This window comes from Cohnella thailandensis, from assembly GCF_014212135.1.
Lineage (GTDB): Bacteria > Bacillota > Bacilli > Paenibacillales > Paenibacillaceae > Cohnella > Cohnella thailandensis.
Window position 1 is genome coordinate 25,557 of the sequence record NZ_JACJVQ010000016.1, and the last position, 16,782, is coordinate 42,338.

12 protein-coding genes are annotated in these 16,782 nt (G+C 57.8%); 8 read left to right on the forward strand and 4 right to left on the reverse strand.

Features of this window, described 5'->3' with window-relative positions; genetic code table 11:
* The first annotated feature begins 21 nt into the window (after nt 1-21).
* A complete protein-coding gene (gene purD, locus H7B67_RS18060; protein WP_185121264.1) occupies nt 22-1,287 on the forward strand; it encodes a phosphoribosylamine--glycine ligase in 1,266 nt (421 codons plus the stop codon).
* Nucleotides 1,288-1,664: 377 nt separating this feature from the next.
* Entirely contained in the window at nt 1,665-2,489 is an 825-nt protein-coding gene (locus tag H7B67_RS18065; protein WP_185121265.1) for an alpha/beta hydrolase, read from the forward strand.
* Between the two features lie 920 nt (nt 2,490-3,409).
* On the opposite strand, the gene H7B67_RS18070 is transcribed toward H7B67_RS18065, so the two are convergent.
* Both H7B67_RS18070 and H7B67_RS18075 read right to left on the reverse strand, forming a co-directional pair.
* Nucleotides 3,410-5,401, reverse strand: coding sequence for a glycoside hydrolase family 15 protein (locus H7B67_RS18070; protein WP_185121266.1), 1,992 nt, complete (start codon nt 5,399-5,401; stop codon nt 3,410-3,412).
* Between the two features lie 5 nt (nt 5,402-5,406).
* A complete protein-coding gene (locus H7B67_RS18075) occupies nt 5,407-6,438 on the reverse strand; it encodes a LacI family DNA-binding transcriptional regulator (protein ID WP_185121267.1) in 1,032 nt (343 codons plus the stop codon).
* Nucleotides 6,439-6,994: 556 nt separating this feature from the next.
* Between H7B67_RS18075 and H7B67_RS18080 the strand changes: the two genes are divergently transcribed.
* The 6 genes from H7B67_RS18080 (at nt 6,995) to H7B67_RS18105 (ending at nt 15,721) form a co-directional block, all read left to right on the forward strand.
* On the forward strand, nt 6,995-8,329 hold the full coding sequence (locus H7B67_RS18080; protein ID WP_185121268.1) for an extracellular solute-binding protein: 1,335 nt from the start codon (nt 6,995-6,997) through the stop codon (nt 8,327-8,329).
* Nucleotides 8,330-8,455: 126 nt separating this feature from the next.
* Nucleotides 8,456-9,769: a carbohydrate ABC transporter permease gene (locus H7B67_RS18085; RefSeq protein ID WP_185121269.1), complete on the forward strand. Its 1,314-nt coding sequence runs from the start codon at nt 8,456-8,458 to the stop codon at nt 9,767-9,769.
* Nucleotides 9,766-10,599, forward strand: a complete 834-nt coding sequence (locus H7B67_RS18090; protein ID WP_185121270.1) for a sugar ABC transporter permease — start codon at nt 9,766-9,768, stop codon at nt 10,597-10,599. Before H7B67_RS18085 ends, H7B67_RS18090 begins: the two co-directional genes overlap by 4 nt.
* A complete protein-coding gene (locus H7B67_RS18095) occupies nt 10,596-12,179 on the forward strand; it encodes an alpha-amylase family glycosyl hydrolase (RefSeq protein WP_185121271.1) in 1,584 nt (527 codons plus the stop codon). The genes H7B67_RS18090 and H7B67_RS18095 overlap by 4 nt, the downstream gene beginning before the upstream one ends.
* A 96-nt stretch (nt 12,180-12,275) precedes the next feature.
* On the forward strand, nt 12,276-13,346 hold the full coding sequence (locus H7B67_RS18100; protein WP_185121272.1) for a LacI family DNA-binding transcriptional regulator: 1,071 nt from the start codon (nt 12,276-12,278) through the stop codon (nt 13,344-13,346).
* Between the two features lie 77 nt (nt 13,347-13,423).
* Complete coding sequence (locus tag H7B67_RS18105) at nt 13,424-15,721, forward strand: alpha-amylase family glycosyl hydrolase (RefSeq protein WP_185121273.1); 2,298 nt, start codon at nt 13,424-13,426, stop codon at nt 15,719-15,721.
* Nucleotides 15,722-16,101: 380 nt separating this feature from the next.
* Here H7B67_RS18105 and H7B67_RS18110 read toward each other — a convergent pair whose 3' ends face one another.
* Nucleotides 16,102-16,239 carry a hypothetical protein gene (locus H7B67_RS18110; RefSeq protein ID WP_185121274.1) on the reverse strand — a complete coding sequence of 46 codons (138 nt, stop codon included), beginning with the start codon at nt 16,237-16,239 and terminating at the stop codon, nt 16,102-16,104.
* A 36-nt stretch (nt 16,240-16,275) separates the two neighbouring features.
* Entirely contained in the window at nt 16,276-16,695 is a 420-nt protein-coding gene (locus H7B67_RS18115) for a hypothetical protein (protein ID WP_185121275.1), read from the reverse strand.
* Nucleotides 16,696-16,782: the final 87 nt, after the last annotated feature.

Sequence of the window (16,782 nt, forward strand, 5' to 3'; positions counted from 1 at the left end):
CACATTAAGGGGGATTCGGAAATGAATATTCTTGTGATCGGGCGAGGCGGACGCGAGCATGCGATCCTCTGGTCGCTCAAGCGGAGCGACAAGGTGAAGCAGCTGTACTGCGCTCCCGGCAATGCGGGAACGGCGCAAATCGCCGAGAACGTGGACATTGGCGAGTTCGAGTTCGACAAGCTCGTCCAATTCTCGCTCGACAACGCCATCGATCTCGTGGTGGTCGGGCCGGACGACCCTCTCGCGGCGGGCATCGTCGACGTCTTCGAAGCGGCGAAGGTGCCGGTGTACGGGCCTCGGAAGAACGCGGCCGAGATCGAAGGAAGCAAAATTTTCATGAAGAACCTGCTTAAGAAATATAACATCCCGACGGCGAAATACGAGACGTTCACCGATTACGAGACGGCTTTGGCTTATCTTCGCGAGCAGCCGTTGCCGATCGTCATCAAAGCGGACGGGCTTGCGGCGGGCAAGGGCGTTACGGTCTGCTTCACCCGCGAGCAAGCGGAAGAAGCGCTTCGCGAGACGATGGTGTCGAAGTCGTTCGGCGCGGCGGGAGACAAGGTCGTCATCGAGGAGTTCCTCGAGGGCCAAGAGATGTCGATCCTCGCGTTCGTGGACGGCGAGACGGTTCGTCCGATGTCCGCGGCGCAGGATCACAAGCCGGTGTTCGACGGCGATAAGGGTCCGAACACGGGCGGCATGGGCACTTACTCGCCGCTGCCCCACATCCCTCAATCGATCATCGACGAGTCGATCGAGAACATCATCAAGCCTACCGCGAAGGCGATGGTCGCGGAAGGCCGTCCGTTCCGCGGCGTTCTGTTCGCCGGGCTCATGATCACGAAGGACGGCCCGAAGACGATCGAGTTCAACGCTCGCTTCGGCGATCCGGAGACGCAGGTCGTTCTTCCTCGGCTGAAGACCGATCTCGTCGATATTTTCCTCGCGTCGATCAACGGCCGCCTTCATGACATCGAGATCTCCTGGAGCGACGAGGCGGCGGTGTGCGTCATTCTGGCCTCCGGAGGCTATCCGGGCTCTTATCCGAAGGGCTTCCCGATCAAGGGGCTGGACAATGTCGGAGACGCTTTGGTGTTCCATGCGGGAACCGCCGAGAAGGACGGGGAGATCGTGACCAGCGGGGGGCGCGTGCTGGGAGTCGTCGGCCGAGGAGCGGATATCGCGCAGGCTCGGGCCAAGGCGTACGAAGCCGCCGATCGCATTCATTTCGAAGGCAAACAGAATCGAACCGATATCGCGGCTAAGGCGCTTGTGCAAGCCTAAACTAATATCGGCAAGGAAGAGCCGCCAGGCGATCTCCAACGCGGAGAACGCTTTGGCGGTTTTATTGTTTCCAGAACAGGGCTTTGCGGTTCGAAATCACGTAAACGACGGCTAAGATTGTTCCGACGATAAGGATCGTCGTCAGCACGTGATGCTCAAGCCAATTTACGATAGGTTTCATGGCGATCACCTCGGAGGTTGTGGTAACGGTCGAACAGGTTTCATTTTCCACGGGTCGATTGGTCTTAGAATGTCCTTATTCGATGCAAATTAGTAGAGCGTCCCGCGATCTCTCCCTTGACAGGCGGGTTGGGAACGTGTAAGATTCAATACATACTAAATTAATCGGAATTAATGGAAATAAGGAGGGCGACTCTATGCAGCGCGCATTGACCATCCGGCACGAAGGACTGAACCTGGCCGCGACGATTCATTATCCTAGCGGGATTCATCATCATAGCGGCGAGAAAAAGTGGCCGGTTATCGTCATTACTCATGGCTTCGTAGGCAGCCGCGTCGGGGTGGATCGATTGTTCGTTCTGGCCGCTGCGGAGTTGGCCGATCAGGGCAATCTCGTGATCCGCTTCGATTTTGCGGGATGCGGGGAGAGCGACGGAGTGTATGGGGAGCACGGCATCGATTCGATGATCGAGCAGACGAGAACGGTTCTGGACTATGCGCTCGCGCTCGATATCGTCGATCCTTGCCGGGTGACGCTGCTCGGGCACAGTCTGGGAGCATCGGTCGCGCTGCTGACGGCGGTGCGAGACCGCAGGGTTAAGTCCCTTATCCTGTGGGCTCCCGTCGGCTACCCCTTCAACGATATTCTTCGTATCGTGGGACGCAGTACGTACGACGAGGCGGTGACCAAGGGGTCGTCCGACTATCTGGGCTATGAGCTGAAGCCGCCGTTCTTCGATGCGCTCCTGAAGCACCAGCCTTTCCAAGAGACGCAGAGGTTCCTTGGCGACGTCCTGCTCGTGCACGGAACGGGAGACGACACCATCCCGGTGGACTACACGTTCCTGCTCGAGAAGACGTTCTGGCTACGGGGTGAGGGTCGCTGCGAGAAAGTGATCATTTTCCAAGCGGACCATACGTTCTCACGGGGGGAATACAAGAAGGAGCTGTTCAAGGCGACGACCGACTGGATCGCGAGCTACGAGCAGCGCCAGACCGACTGGCAGCATTGGAGCATTTAAAGTTTCGCTCGAGCTGGGGGAGCCGACTGGCATGGGGAAGGGCTGCGGCGCTTCTCCCGCTCGTTCAGTAGGATTGGTTGGTGCGTGGATCGTTGTGCTATGTCGCCTCTCCCGTTCGCTCAGGGGCCAAGAAGGGGGCAGTTGGTGGTATACCGCCTCTCACGCTCGTTCAGTGGGAGCTAAAAGGGGAGCGCCGATCGTTATGTCGCCTCTCCCACTCGCTCAGGTACGAAAGCTCTTACCTCGTTTCATATCTTGAAGCCAAATTTGAGAATTTCCGCTGAAATATGTTTTTGGTTGAATCCTCTTTGCCGAAAAGGAAGCGAATCCGCTATAGAGCGGTACCCCGTCAGGGTATTAATAAACCTCCACTCCTCGCGCCATATCTTCGAAAACATGGCGCTTTGACCACCAAACCGAATCGATGGCAGATAAAAGAACGTACGAAGCCAAAAAAAGGAATCGCCACGCCATAAAACGGGTTGACCGCGATTCTTACGGACATACAGTCCGTTAAAAACGTCGAAATGGCCTTTATAAAATGTAACGGACATAGAAAACCCTTAGAAGGATAAAAGTACCATTTCAAGGCCGTTTCCGAACGCTAACGGACTGTGTGTCCGTTACAATTCCAAAGAGCGATAAACCAACGTTTAAGAGTCGCCAGTGTCCGTTAGCCGATAACGGGCGTGTACCCCGTACCTACAAATCGCCGAGACTAGAGTTACTCCGCTAAAGTGGGTACCCGTACTCTACATTCGCCGAGACTAGGTTACCTCGTTAATGTGTGGTGCCCTTTACCCTACATTCGCCGAAACCGGAGCAACTCCGTCAAAGTGAGGTACAGCGTGCACCAAATGTGCCGAGACTGAAGACATCGAAAAGCCCCTCAAGCTAGCAAAGCTTGAAGGGCTTGTTTTTTACATCGCCAGGTCAGCGGACAGCTCGCTCCGGGAACGAGCCTCTGCGATCAGATGCACCGTCAGGATGAACATCGCGTGAGACCAGGTGAGCGGGACGACCCAGGCGGTCTCGCCGGTGCTCTTGTCGACCTGCTCGGGCAGCAGGCCGCTAGGCGTCCGGTGCTGAACCGCCCAGTCCAAGTGCCTCATGGCTTCGTCGAGCTGCCCGTTGCTCGCGCGGTATTGGGCAAGCCATAACGTCGTCAGAATCCAAGGGTTGCCGCCGATATAGTTGTCGTTCTCGTAGCGTTTGATCCCGCCGACGCCCGGAACCGTCAGTAAGCGTTCGATGGCGTCCGCGGTACGGAGCGCCTGAGAATGATTCGGCGGAATAACGGCGAACGGGACGGAAACGCCGAGCAGGCTGATGTCGACGACCGGGTCGAAGGATTGACGGTGGCGCGCGTAGCCCTTATCGTCGACGGAGCGGGAAACCGCAAAACCGGCGTGCTCGGCTTGCTCAACCTTCCAGGCATCGATCGTTAAGTTGACGCCCCGGTAGAAAGCGCCGCTTTCTTCGTTCCAGCAGAGGGTGACGAGCTTCTCCGCGATCCGATCGGCAACGGCGTTCCAGCCGTCCCGGAGAGCAATCTCTCCCTTCAGCTCCGCGAAGGAAGCGGCCGCCTTCAGCCCGGCATAGACCGCGGCGGAAGAATACGTATGCTGGCCGACGCGCTCCTCCCACAGGTCGTGGCTGGCCATTGGGAGATCGTTCGATTCGTCGATGGAACGAACGAGGAATTCGGAGCCTTTCTTCACAGCCTCCCATACCAATCCAAGAAACGCCGTCCGGCTCTCGTCCTTCAATGCCAGATAGTGCTGATGCATCCCCCACAGAATAGAGGAGCCTTCGTCGATTTGCAGTCCCCAGGACGGCGCGAGCGTGCCGTCGTGATAATGGCGCTGCTGCCAGGAGCCGTCCGGGTCTTGGGCGGTCAGCGTCCATTCGTAGAAGCGGGTCGACATGTCGATCAGCCCGGCTTTATCGAGAGCCGTCGTGATGAAGGCGGCGTCGCGTCCCCAGCAGTAGGCATACCCGCCGCAGCGGGAGAAATATTCGTCGAATTCCGGAGCCGCGATAATGCTTCCCGTCTGCTCGTCGGTCATCAGCTTCATCGCCAGCAAGGAGCGCTCGTATAGCTCGTTCAGGTCCGGACGATCGATAGGACAGGCGGCTACGGAGTCGAGGTATCCGCTCCAATAGTCGACCGTACGGGCCCGAAGCTCGGCGGCGCCTGCCGATTTGGCCGTTGCCAGCGCCGATAGCGACTCCTCTTGGCGACGTCCGGCAGCCAGATAAACGGTCATGCGGGCGGTATCGCCCGGAGCCAAGTCCGGGAAGGACCACTCCATCGCGCCTTCGGGAGACATCTGGATCCGATCCCCGTTGAGGCCTCCCGAATGGGCCGCCTCCCAGGCATATCCGGATTGATACTTAGTGCATACGTTTGCACCCGAGACCGCAAAAGAATAGTCATGACGGAAATGAACCAAGGCATCCGAAGGCGAAACGAACTGCGTCGTATGGTAAAACGGATTCTCCGAGGCTTGAATCGACGTGTAGAAGAAGAACGAGAAGGAGCGGTTCTCGTTGCCGGTGTTGGTGAACCGGTAGTCGAACACGAGAACGTCTTGGCCGGGAACGGCGTAAAGCTCGGAACGAACGCCGATCGGATAGTTCGGCGAAGCGGCCTCCACCGCGAATATATTCGTTCGCGGAACGTAGGAGGAGCGATGGCTCCAGCCGTCGTCCGTGCCGTCGAACCAGGTCGTGCGCTCGGCGCCTGCCATGCGGATGCCGCCGCGAATCGAATCCGCATGCTGCGGAATGTCGACGTGCGGCCACCAGAGACGGACGAGCCTGCCCGTCTTAAGAACGGATGCGAGATAACGCGAGTTGCCGATAACGGCATCGATCAGATAAGGTTTCTTGTCCAGGTAGGAGGACATGGGCTTCAACTCCGTTTGTTTTTTTGGTTGAGGGAGGATTCGCGCACGATCAGGCGATGCGGCACGATGACGCACGTCTGCTGCGGTTTGTCTCCTTGGATATGCCGGATCAATTGCTGGGAGGCCATATAGCCCAGCTGATAGATTCCGATGTCGATGCTGCTTAGAGGCGGCGTGGACAGCTCGGCCAGCGCGATATTGTTGAAGCTGACGAGGCTGAGGTCCTCGGGAACCTTAAAGCCCAATTCGTTCAAGCCGCGCAGCACCCCGAACGTGACCAAGTCGTCCACGACGACGAGAGCGGTCGGCCGCTCGGGCAGGTTCATGAAGAAGGACATCGCCCGGTAGCCGCTCTCCTGAAGGAATTCGCCCTCGACGATCCACTCCGGCTGCACGCGCAAGCCGCTTAAATCCATCGCTTTCCGGAAGCCTTCCAGCCGATCCACGGATACCGTCAGGTTCGGCGGGCCGCTGACGAAGCCGATGCGCTCGTGTCCTTGAGAGATCAGATGCTGGGTCGCGTCGAACGCCGCCTGCACGTTATCGTTGTCCACGCACAGAATGTCGTCGTCCTCCCGGTTGTGGCCGATAAGGATGAACGGGAACGCTTCTTTTTTCAGAAATTCGATGATCGGGTCGTTCTTGCGGGACTGCAGCAGAATGATTCCGTCCACGCGGCGGCCCTTCACGAGGCGAGTGACCGCCTCCAGCTCCCCTTGCTCCGAGTTGCCGGTCGTCATGAGCAGATCATAACCGTTGCGCGAGGCTTGCGTCGTTATCCCTCGGATGTTCTCGGCGAAAAACTGGTTCTGGAACAGCTCCTCCGCGGGTCGCGGAAGGATCATCCCTAGCGTGTATGTTTTATTGGAGACGAGACTTCTTGCCATGATATTGGAGTGGTAGCCCAGCTCTTCCATGATCTCTTTGACCTTCTTCGTCGTCTCCCGGCTGATCCGCGGATGATTCGACAGGACGCGGGAGACGGTGGACGGCGAAACTCCGGCTTTCTTGGCGACGTCTTTGATGGTAACGGACATAAGGTACCTCCATGCAACAGTGCAATCGTTTGAACGAGAGCTGCGAATACCTTCATGTTACATGAACGTAAAAGCGTTGTAAACGGTACCTAAAGGGCCTCTGGATGCCAAAAGAAGGAGAAAACCGAAGCAGCGGCGACTATTTATAATAGTAAGGAAAGGAAATTCCATTTTTTGATTTGCTAAGGAAATCGAAGAAAAGAAGAGAAATCGGAAGATAGCCCTCTTGAAATATAAGAAAAATGTTTGTGCAAACGTTTTTGCAACGCAGGCAAATGATGTATAGTGAAGATGCGAGTATGAAGCGCTTTCACCTATTTGTAAGCGATTAATCTCGTGAATGAAGCCGAGACAAGGATAAGATTTGTCCACTTTCTCGGCTAAACTCGGCAGGTTAATACAAACGTTTGCACAAGCTGAGTCGATCAGATGCCGAACAAGACTCAAGCAAGACTCGAACAAGACTCAAGCGAGACTCGAACAAGACTCAAGCGCGACCCGAATCGAGGAACCAATCCAGACAACGATCAAGACGAATGAGAGGGGAAAAGAAAAAGTGAAAATCAACAAAACGCTTTCCATGATCGCGGCGTTGACCCTGATGGCCGGATCGCTGGCCGCGTGCGGCGGCAACAACAACGGCAACAACACGGCATCTCCGGAAGCCTCCGGCTCCGAGCCGGCGGCAACGGAGTCCCCATCCGCATCCGCGTCCGCCCCGGCTTCCGGGGAAGCGGGCTCCGACGAGCTTGCGCCGGAAGAAGGCGCGTCCCTCGTCGTGTGGGAAACGAAGGAAATGATCCCCCGCATGGAGGCGATCGGCAAGGAATTCACCGCGCAGTACGGAATCCCGGTCAAGGTCGAGGAAGTCAGCGAAGCCGACCAGATCAACAAGCTTATCAACGACGGTCCTGCCGGAATCGGGCCGGACATCGTCATCTATCCTCACGATAACCTCGGCAAAGCGGTAGCGGCCGGCTTGATTCTTCCGAACGACTTCTTCGAGGAGGAGACCAAGGCGGAGAACTCGGAGGCTTCGATCGCGGCGTTCACGTTCGACGGGGTGCTCTACGGCTATCCGCGTTCCGTCGAGACCTATGCGATGTTCTACAACAAGGACCTCGTTCAGACGCCGGCCAAGTCGTACGACGAAATCCTCGAATTCGCGAAGACCTTCAACGATACGCAGAACGGCAAGTACACCTTCCTCTTCGAACAGAACTTCTATTACCAGTATTCGTTCCTTGCCACTCCGGGCGGCTATGTGTACGGCAACGGGGGCGTGGACAAGAACGATATCGGTTTGAACAACGAAGCGGCGATTACCGGCGCGAAGATGTATCAGAAGCTCAAAGAGATCATCCCGATGAAGACGGCCGACGCGACGTTCGACGTCAAGAAGGGCTTGTTCTTAAGCGGCAAGCTGGCCTACGACGTCAACGGTCCGTGGGCGATCGCGGAATACAAGAAGTCGGGAGTCAACTTCGGCATCGCTCCGCTGCCGTCGATCGACGGCAAGCCGAACGTCAGCTTCTCCGGCGTCAAGGGCTTCTCGGTCAGCGCCTTCTCGCAATATCCGAACGCGTCGAAGCTGTTCGTCCGCTTCGCGACGTCGAAGGATCAGCAGCTCAAGGACTTCCAAGAGCTCGGCACGCTGCCTTCCAATAAGGAAGCGGCCGCGGATCCGACGGTAACGGCCGATCCGCTGCTGGTCGGCATCCTCGAGCAATTCGCGAACTCCACCCCGATGCCGGCGATTCCGGAGATGGGCAACGTATGGACGCCTGCCCAATCGGCGATGGCCGACATCTGGGACAACAACAAGGATCCGAAGGAAGCGCTGGATAACGCCGTCAAGCAAATCCAAGACGCGAACTCCGCGACCCAGTAACGGATATCGAAGGACGAGGGGCGCTTACCCGCAAGGCAGGTGCCCCTCCTCCGTTTATGATACGCCTTTCTACTTGGACGCCGAAGGCGTTATTGCAAGTTTGGCAGGAATGGGGAGGTTCCGAATATGCAGCGCAAGAGCATTCTAGCGGCCATACTGTCGCTCATCGCCCCGGGGCTTGGGCAACTCTATAACAAACAATGGATCAAGGGACTGATCTTCCTGGCCATCGACGCGCTCGGCATCTGGTATTTCGCCGGGCATCTCTATCGGGCGGTCTGGGGAATCGTTACTTTAGGTGAGAAGAAACAGCAGCTCGTAAAGGTAGGCAAGGTTTACAAAAACGTACCTGGAGACCACTCCATCCAATTGCTCGTCGAAGGCTTGATCATCCTCATTATCTTTTTTATTTTCGTATGGCTCTATGTTCTCGTCGTTCGCGATGCCTATAAAACCGGCTTGATTAGGGAAAAAGGCGGCAAGATCGCCCGATTCTCCCAATCGGTGAACGCCTTGTTCGAGAAGAACTTCCCGATTACGATGCTGACGATCCCCGCGATCGGAATCCTGTTTCTGACCGTTCTGCCGATTCTGTTCGGCGTTCTCATAGCGTTCACGAACTACTCCGGCCCTTCGCACGTGCCGCCGAAATCTCTCGTCGACTGGGTCGGCTTCAAGACGTTCGTAGATCTGCTCACGCTCAAAACCTGGAGCCATACGTTCTGGAACGTGCTGCTCTGGACGATCGAGTGGGCGGTGCTCTCTACGGTAACCTGTTACTTCGGCGGGCTGCTCGTCGCCCTGCTCATCCAACAGAAGGGCATTCGTTTCAAGAAACTATGGCGGACGATTCTGCTGCTGCCGTTCGCGATCCCGTTCCTGTGCTCCGCTCTCATCATGAACAACCTGTTCAACGGAGAGTTCGGTCCGATCAACCAGTACCTGGGCTACTTCGGCATCCCGAAGATCGGCTGGCTGTCCGACCCGAGCTGGGCGAAGCTGACGGTCGTGCTCGTCAACGCCTGGTACGGAATACCGGTCACGATGCTGCTTATGCTGGGCGTCCTCACGACGATCCCGCGGGATTTGTACGAAGCGGCCGACGTCGACGGGGCGACGGCTTTCCAGAAGTTCCGGAGCATCACGCTGCCGCGAATTCTATTTATCACCTCTCCGGTGCTGATCACGAACTTTGCCGGCAATATCAATAACTTCAACGCCATCTACCTGCTTACGGGCGGAGGACCGATGACCGGGGAATACCAGTTCGCGGGCCACACCGACCTGCTCGTCACGTGGCTGTTCGGCCTAACGTACGCCAACAACAAGTTCAACTTCGCTTCCGCCATCGGGATCATCGTCTTCCTGATGATCGCGACCGTGTCGATCCTCAGCTACCGGCAGACGAAATCGTTCAAAGAGGAGGATCTCGTCCAATGAGAGCGTCCCGCATCGGTTTGACTTTAAGCTACATTCTGCTGATCATCCTCTCCGTCGTGAGCCTCTATCCGGCGGTCTGGATCATCGTCTCCTCCTTCCGGCCGGGCGGAGCGATCTACAGCCCGACGTTCCTTCCGGAGCGCTGGACGACGGTGCACTTCACCGAGCTGTTCACGGACAAAAGCTTCATGTTCGGCCGCTGGTACTGGAACACGCTCAAAATCGCCGTTTTCAGCACCATCTTCGGAACCCTGCTCGTCACGCTCGTCGCCTATTCGCTGTCCCGGTTCCGCTTCAAGGGAAGACAGAAGGTGCTGTCGCTGCTGCTCGTGCTGAACATGTTCCCGAACCTCATGGCGCTCACGTCCGTGTTCCTGCTGCTTAACCAATTCAATCTGCTGGACACGCATCTGGCGCTCATCATCATTTATTCGTGCGGAGCTCCGGTGCTGGGCATGTTCGTGGTCAAAGGGTACTTCGATACGCTTCCGCTCAGTCTGGAAGAATCCGCCCGGATCGACGGGGCCAGCCACATGACGGTATTCATGAAAATCATGCTGCCGCTCAGCAAGCCGATTCTCGTAAACTCGGCGATCGGGCTGTTCGTCGGCTCCTGGATCGACTTCATCCTGGCCCGCCTCGTGCTTCGGGCCCGCGAGAACTGGACGGTCGCCGTCGGGCTGTGGGAGCTGGCGACGAACTTCCGGACGGCCAACTTCACGATGTTCGCGGCCGGCTGCGTGCTCGTCGCGCTTCCGATCACGCTCGTGTTCGTTCTCCTTCAGCGCTACATCGTCGAAGGACTTACCGCGGGAGCGAACAAAGGATGAGCAGGAGGCATTGGCGCCTTCAGGCCGTTCGGGCGGCAGCCCTGCTGCTGCTCGTTCTCGCTCTGGCTTCTTGCTCTTCCTCCGAAGACGAGCAGGAGCAGATGACTTCGAACGTCTTCTACGAGATCTTCGTCCGGTCGTTCGCGGACTCGAACGGGGACGGCATCGGCGACCTGAACGGCGTGACGGAGAAGCTCGATTACGTGAAGTCGCTCGGCGCGGACGGGATCTGGCTGATGCCGATCAACCCGTCGCCCAGCTACCACGGGTACGACGTGACGGACTACTACTCGGTGAATTCGGATTACGGCACTCTGGACGACCTTAAGAAGCTTCTGGCGGAAGCCCATAAAAGGGGAATCCGGGTCATCATGGACCTCGTCGTGAATCACACGAGCGTGGAGCACCCATGGTTCAAGGAGGCTTCGGCTAGCGAGAATAGCGAGTACCGCGATTGGTATGTCTGGTCCGGCGACCGGGGAGGCCGCATTCCGGCCGACGGGGCGGCGGGCGCTCCCCCGTGGCACGCTCTGGGAGGCGACGATTACCTCGGCATTTTCTGGGAAGGGATGCCGGACCTTAACTTCGACAACCCGGCCGTTCGGCAGGAGATGATCAAGATCGGCCGGTATTGGCTGGAACAGGGAGTCGACGGCTTCCGGCTGGACGCGGCCAAGCATATTTACGGCGATTTTACGTCCACCGCCAGCACGCCGGAAGTGAAGGGTGACAACCAGGCATGGTGGCAGGAGTTCCGCGCCGGGCTGAACGAGGTCAACCCGGACGCTTATCTCGTCGGGGAGGTGTGGGATTCCACGGCCGTCATCGGTCCTTACTTGAACAAGGCGTTCGACTCCGCGTTCAACTTTGATCTTGCCAGCAAGATTCTGGGAGCCGCGCAGAACGAGAGAGCCTCGGATCTCGGCTTTACGCTCTCTCGGGTATACGAGTTTTACGCCAAGTCCGCGGAAGGGTCGGCTTACCTCGATGCTCCGTTCCTCTCCAACCATGACCAGAACCGCGTCATGTCTGCGCTCGGGGGCAACGTCGACCACGCCAAGACGGCGGCGGCGATGCTGCTCACGATGCCGGGCAATGCCTTCGTCTACTACGGCGAGGAGCTGGGCATGAGCGGCATGAAGCCGGACGAGAACATCCGCGAGCCGTTCCCTTGGAATCGGGAGCCGGGCGCTCCGGGCGAGACGACTTGGATGGCGTCCAAGTATCGAGCGGGCGAATCGGTATCGGCGGAAGCCGAAGAGGAAGCGGAAGACTCGCTGCTCCACCGCTACCGCCTGCTGATCGAATGGCGCCGGATGGATGCGGCTCTTCGCGAAGGCTCGATCGGTTCTTACGAGAGCGGAGTCGATTCGGTGATGGCGTACGAGAGGACCTCGGGCGACGAACGGCGCCTTGTGCTGCACAACCTGTCGGGGCAGCCTCAGACGGTGACTCTAGAAGCGACTAAAGCTCAGCCGATCGAATATGAGAAGATCGCCCAGACGACGGACGAGGCGGCGAAGCTGAAGGAAGGAAAGCTCGAGCTTCCGCCCTATTCGACCGTCGTTCTGAAACCATAAATACATCGCAGAGAAAACCGATTGCAACGAAGCTTGCCATTCGGTTTTTTCCAGTCCATTGATTAAACGTTTCATCAAGCAACGGAGGCTGCCCGAATGAGCGTTACGAGAGTCACGATCAAGGATGTCGCCCGATCGGCGGGAGTGTCAATCGCGACCGTCTCCAACGTGCTGAACGGCACGGGAAGGGTATCGGCGGATACGGTGCGAACGGTGCGGAGAGCGATTCAGGAGCTCAAATACTCGCCGAGCCAGGCGGCTCGCAATCTGAAGGATAAAAAGTCGCGGCTCATCGCGGTGATCGTTCCTTTGTTGCATAAAGGTTTTCTGCACGACAATCCGTTCTACTGGCAGCTGGTCGGCGGCATCGAAGAGGGAGCGAGAGCCCATCGGCTGCATATCATGCTCGTCGGAGCCGATTCGGAGGAGTCGTACTCGTTCGTCAAAGAGCGTCACTTGGACGGCTTGATCGTGATCGGGGCGTTCGAGGGGTCCGAAGCGCTGGAACGAATCGTTCAGTGGGGCGTTCCGTCCGTCTTCGTGGACAGCTATCTGGCGGATCCTAACGTCTATCAAATCCTTAGCGACGACGAGAAAGGCGGTTACCTGGGCACCAAGCATCTGATCGACCTGGGCCACCGGAATATCGCGCTGCTGACGGGCGAGATAGAACCGAACGGCGTTCACGAAGCCCGGTTTCTCGGATACCGGAGAGCGCTGAAGGAAGCGGGAATCGGCTACCGTCCCGCTTGGGCGGTCGAAGAGCCTCCTACGATGGAAGGGGGAGCGCGGTCGGTACCGAGAATTCTTGCCCTGCAAGGCGTCAGCGCCGTATTCGCCACGTCCGACGTGGCGGCGATGGGCCTCTTAAGCGGCTTGTCCGAACGGGGCCTCTCCGTTCCTCGGGATCTGTCGGTCGCCGGCTTCGACGATCTTCCTTATAGCCGGTTCGCGACGCCGCCCTTGACGACCGTGGCGCAGGACATCGGGCTGAAGGGCAGGGAGGCCGTTCGCCTGCTGCAGGCTCATATGGATAACAAGGAGCCGCCTTATCGCAGGAAGCTTATTCCGGTCGAGTTGAAGGCAAGGCAGAGCACTCGTTTTTTGGAAGAAGGAGAGGGGGAGCCAGTCGATGCAAACGAGATCCGGAAGGGAGGTGATGGATAACGAGTTGAGGTACGGAACGTTCATCTTAGACCAATCATCATCGCGGATCATCCAATCGAATTGGAGGAGATGAGAAGATGGGCAAGAGGAAAATGGGCATTCGTATCTGGGCAACCGCAATCGCGTTGACGCTGGCATTCGGCGGAGGAATCGTTCCCGCGCAGCAAGCATCGGCTTTGACGGCTTCCGGCGCTCTCGGGCCGCTGACGCCGAAGGACGTCGTCTATCAGATCATTACGGACCGCTTCGTGGACGGGGACACTTCCAACAACGTTCCTTCCGGTTCCAGCAGCGCCTTGTTCGACGATTCGAATTCCGACGGCATCGGCGACGGGGACGATCTGAAGCTGTACCAAGGCGGCGACTGGCAGGGCATCATCGATAAAATCCCTTACCTGAAGGACATGGGCGTAACGGCGGTATGGATCTCCGCTCCCTACGAGAACAGGGACACCGCCATCAACGACTATCAGAGCGGAGGCGGCGTGAACGTCTGGACCAGCTTCCACGGGTATCATGTCCGGAATTATTTTGCGACGAACAAGCACTTCGGCATGATGCAGGAGTTCGAGGAGCTGCGCGACGCCCTGCACGACAACGGGATGAAGATCGTCATCGACTTCGTCTCCAACCACACGAGCCGTTGGCAGAACCCGACGAGCGGCTTCTCGGCGGAGGACGGCAAGCTGTACGAACCGGATAAGGACGGCAGCGGCAATTACGTGTTCGACTCGAACGGCAACCCGGTCGATTACAATAACGACGGCAACCTCGAGAATCTGCTCGCGGATCCGAACAACGACGTGAACGGCTGGTTCCACGGGATCGGCGACCGCGGCTCGGACTCCTCCCGGTTCGGCTACCGGCATAAGGACCTCGGCTCCCTGGCGGACTTCTCGCAGGAGAACGGCGCGGTTGCGGCTTACCTGGAGAAGGCGGCGCTGTTCTGGAAGAGCAAGGGGGTCGACGGCTTCCGCCACGACGCCACGCTGCACGAGAATCCGGCGTTCGTGAAGGGCTTCAAGGACGCCGTCGATTCGGCGAGCGGGGGACCGGTCTCGCACTTCGGCGAGTTCTTCATCGGCCGTCCGGATCCGAAGTACGACGAGTACCAATCGTTCCCGGACCGCACGGGCGTGAACAACCTGGACTTCGAGTTCTTCCGCGCGGCGACGAACGCCTTCGGCAGCTTCTCCGAGACGATGAGCGCGTTCGGCTCGATGCTGACGGCGACGAGCGCGGACTACGAGTACGAGAATCAAGCGGTCACGTTCCTCGATAACCACGACGTGACGAGATTCCGCTACATTCAGCCGAACAATAAGCCGTACCATGCGGCGCTCGCCGCTCTTCTGACGAGCCGCGGCACGCCGAACATTTATTACGGGACGGAGCAATACCTGACTTCGGCGGACAGCAGCGACATCGCCGGACGGGTGTTCATGCAGACGGAATCGACGTTCGATACGACGACGACGGCCTATCAGACGATCAAGAAGCTGTCGGCGCTGCGCCAGGCGAACGAAGCGGTCGCCTTCGGGACGACGGACATCCTGTACAGCACGAACGACGTGCTCGTCTACAAGCGCCAGTTCTACGACAAGCAGGTCATCGTCGCCATCAACCGCCAGCCGGACCAATCGTTCACGGTGCCCGCGATCAATACGACTCTGCCGACGGGAACCTATTCCGATACGCTTGACGGACTGCTGTACGGCTCTTCGGCGACGGTAAGCACGGTGAACGGGCAAAACCGGATCGCCTCGTTCACGCTCTCCGGAGGGGAAGTCAACGTCTGGTCGTATAACCCGGACCTCGGCACGTCGGTGCCTCGCCTCGGCGACGTCGTGTCCACGATGGGCAGAGCCGGCAATACGGTGTATATCTACGGCACCGGCCTTGGCGGAACCGTGTCGGTGAAGTTCGACACGACGGCCGCGACGGTCGTTTCCAACAGCAACAACGTGATCGAGGCGATCGTGCCTAGCGTCGCCGCCGGCGTTCGCCAAATCACGGTGACGAAGGGCTCGAACGTCAGCAACCCGTTCCGCTACGAGGTGCTGTCGGACGATCAGGTGCAGGTGATCTTCAAGGTGAACGCTTCGACCGCCTTGGGGCAGAACATCTACGTGGTCGGCAGCATTCCGGAGCTGGGCAGCTGGGATCCGGCCAAGGCGTCGGAGGCGTTCCTCAACCCGAACTATCCGGAATGGTTCCTGCCGGTCAGCGTGCCGAAGGGCACGACGTTCCAGTATAAGTTCATCAAGAAGGACGGCGCGGGCAACGTGATCTGGGAGGGCGGCAGCAACCGCACGTTCACCTCGTCCTCGTCTTCCGCGGGCTCGTCGGATACGGGAACGTTGACTTGGCAGTGAGAATTAAGCGGATGAGAGTCTGACAAGAAGCGCAAGGCTGCCCGGAGGGGCAGCCTTGTTGCCGTTCGTTCTTTATCTATGCGGAATAGCCGGGCGCTAGTCACGCACGAGAGTTTCTTTTATCAGGCGTTCCCGCCTATGTGGGCAGTTTGGTTACCTACATTGGCGTCACATCGAGCGTTCCCGCCTATGTGGGCAGTTTGGTTACCTACATTGGCGTCACATCGAGCGTTCCCGCCTATGTGGGCAATTTGGTTACCTACATTGGCGTCACATCGAGCGTTCCCGCCTATGTGGGCAGTTTGGTTACCTACATTGGCGTCACATCGAGCGTTTCCCCCCCCATGTGGGTAGTTTGGTTACCTTAGCCAACTATGGTACTACCCTTTCTCCTTCAAACTCTGATTGATCTCCTCCAACGTTCGCTGGATGGCGTCCATCTTGCGCAGACCCGAGTATTGATTGCCGATGATGCCGGCCAGTCCGACGAAAAGGAGAACGACAATTAAGAGTTCCATGATTATCGCATCCTTTCTGACATACAAAGCTACTCCTTAGGCAGGAACGATCGATTCCCGAACGTTCTCCAAATAGTTTTCAATGATAGCACGCTCCTGCTCTCCACTTGCTTGAAAAGCATAATGGAGATTCCCTTTGCTGAATTGGATGACCGGACTCCGATTATTCTCCGGGAACGTGACGGGGCTCGTCGACAGCAGCAGCTCGATGCCGTTGGCGAAGGTTACCGTACAGGTCGGGGAAGCGAAGCGATCGTCGTAGCGCTCGATCTTCCCGATCTCCCAATCGGGGAGGTCGGGCTGGTAGGGAATATGCAAGGCGGCGGGAACGGCGAATAACGGAATGAGTTCTCTGACGGTATCGTCCTTAAAAACTCCGATTCGAAACAAACCGATTCCGACAAGAACCAATAGCAGGACCGCTCCAGCCGCGATTCCGACGATTCTTTTTCTCATAGGCACCTCGAACGAATGGATATAATTCTATATTTTACCTGTTGGGTGTTGGAGTGACAAATGATAAGTGCTTCCAATATCGGGAAA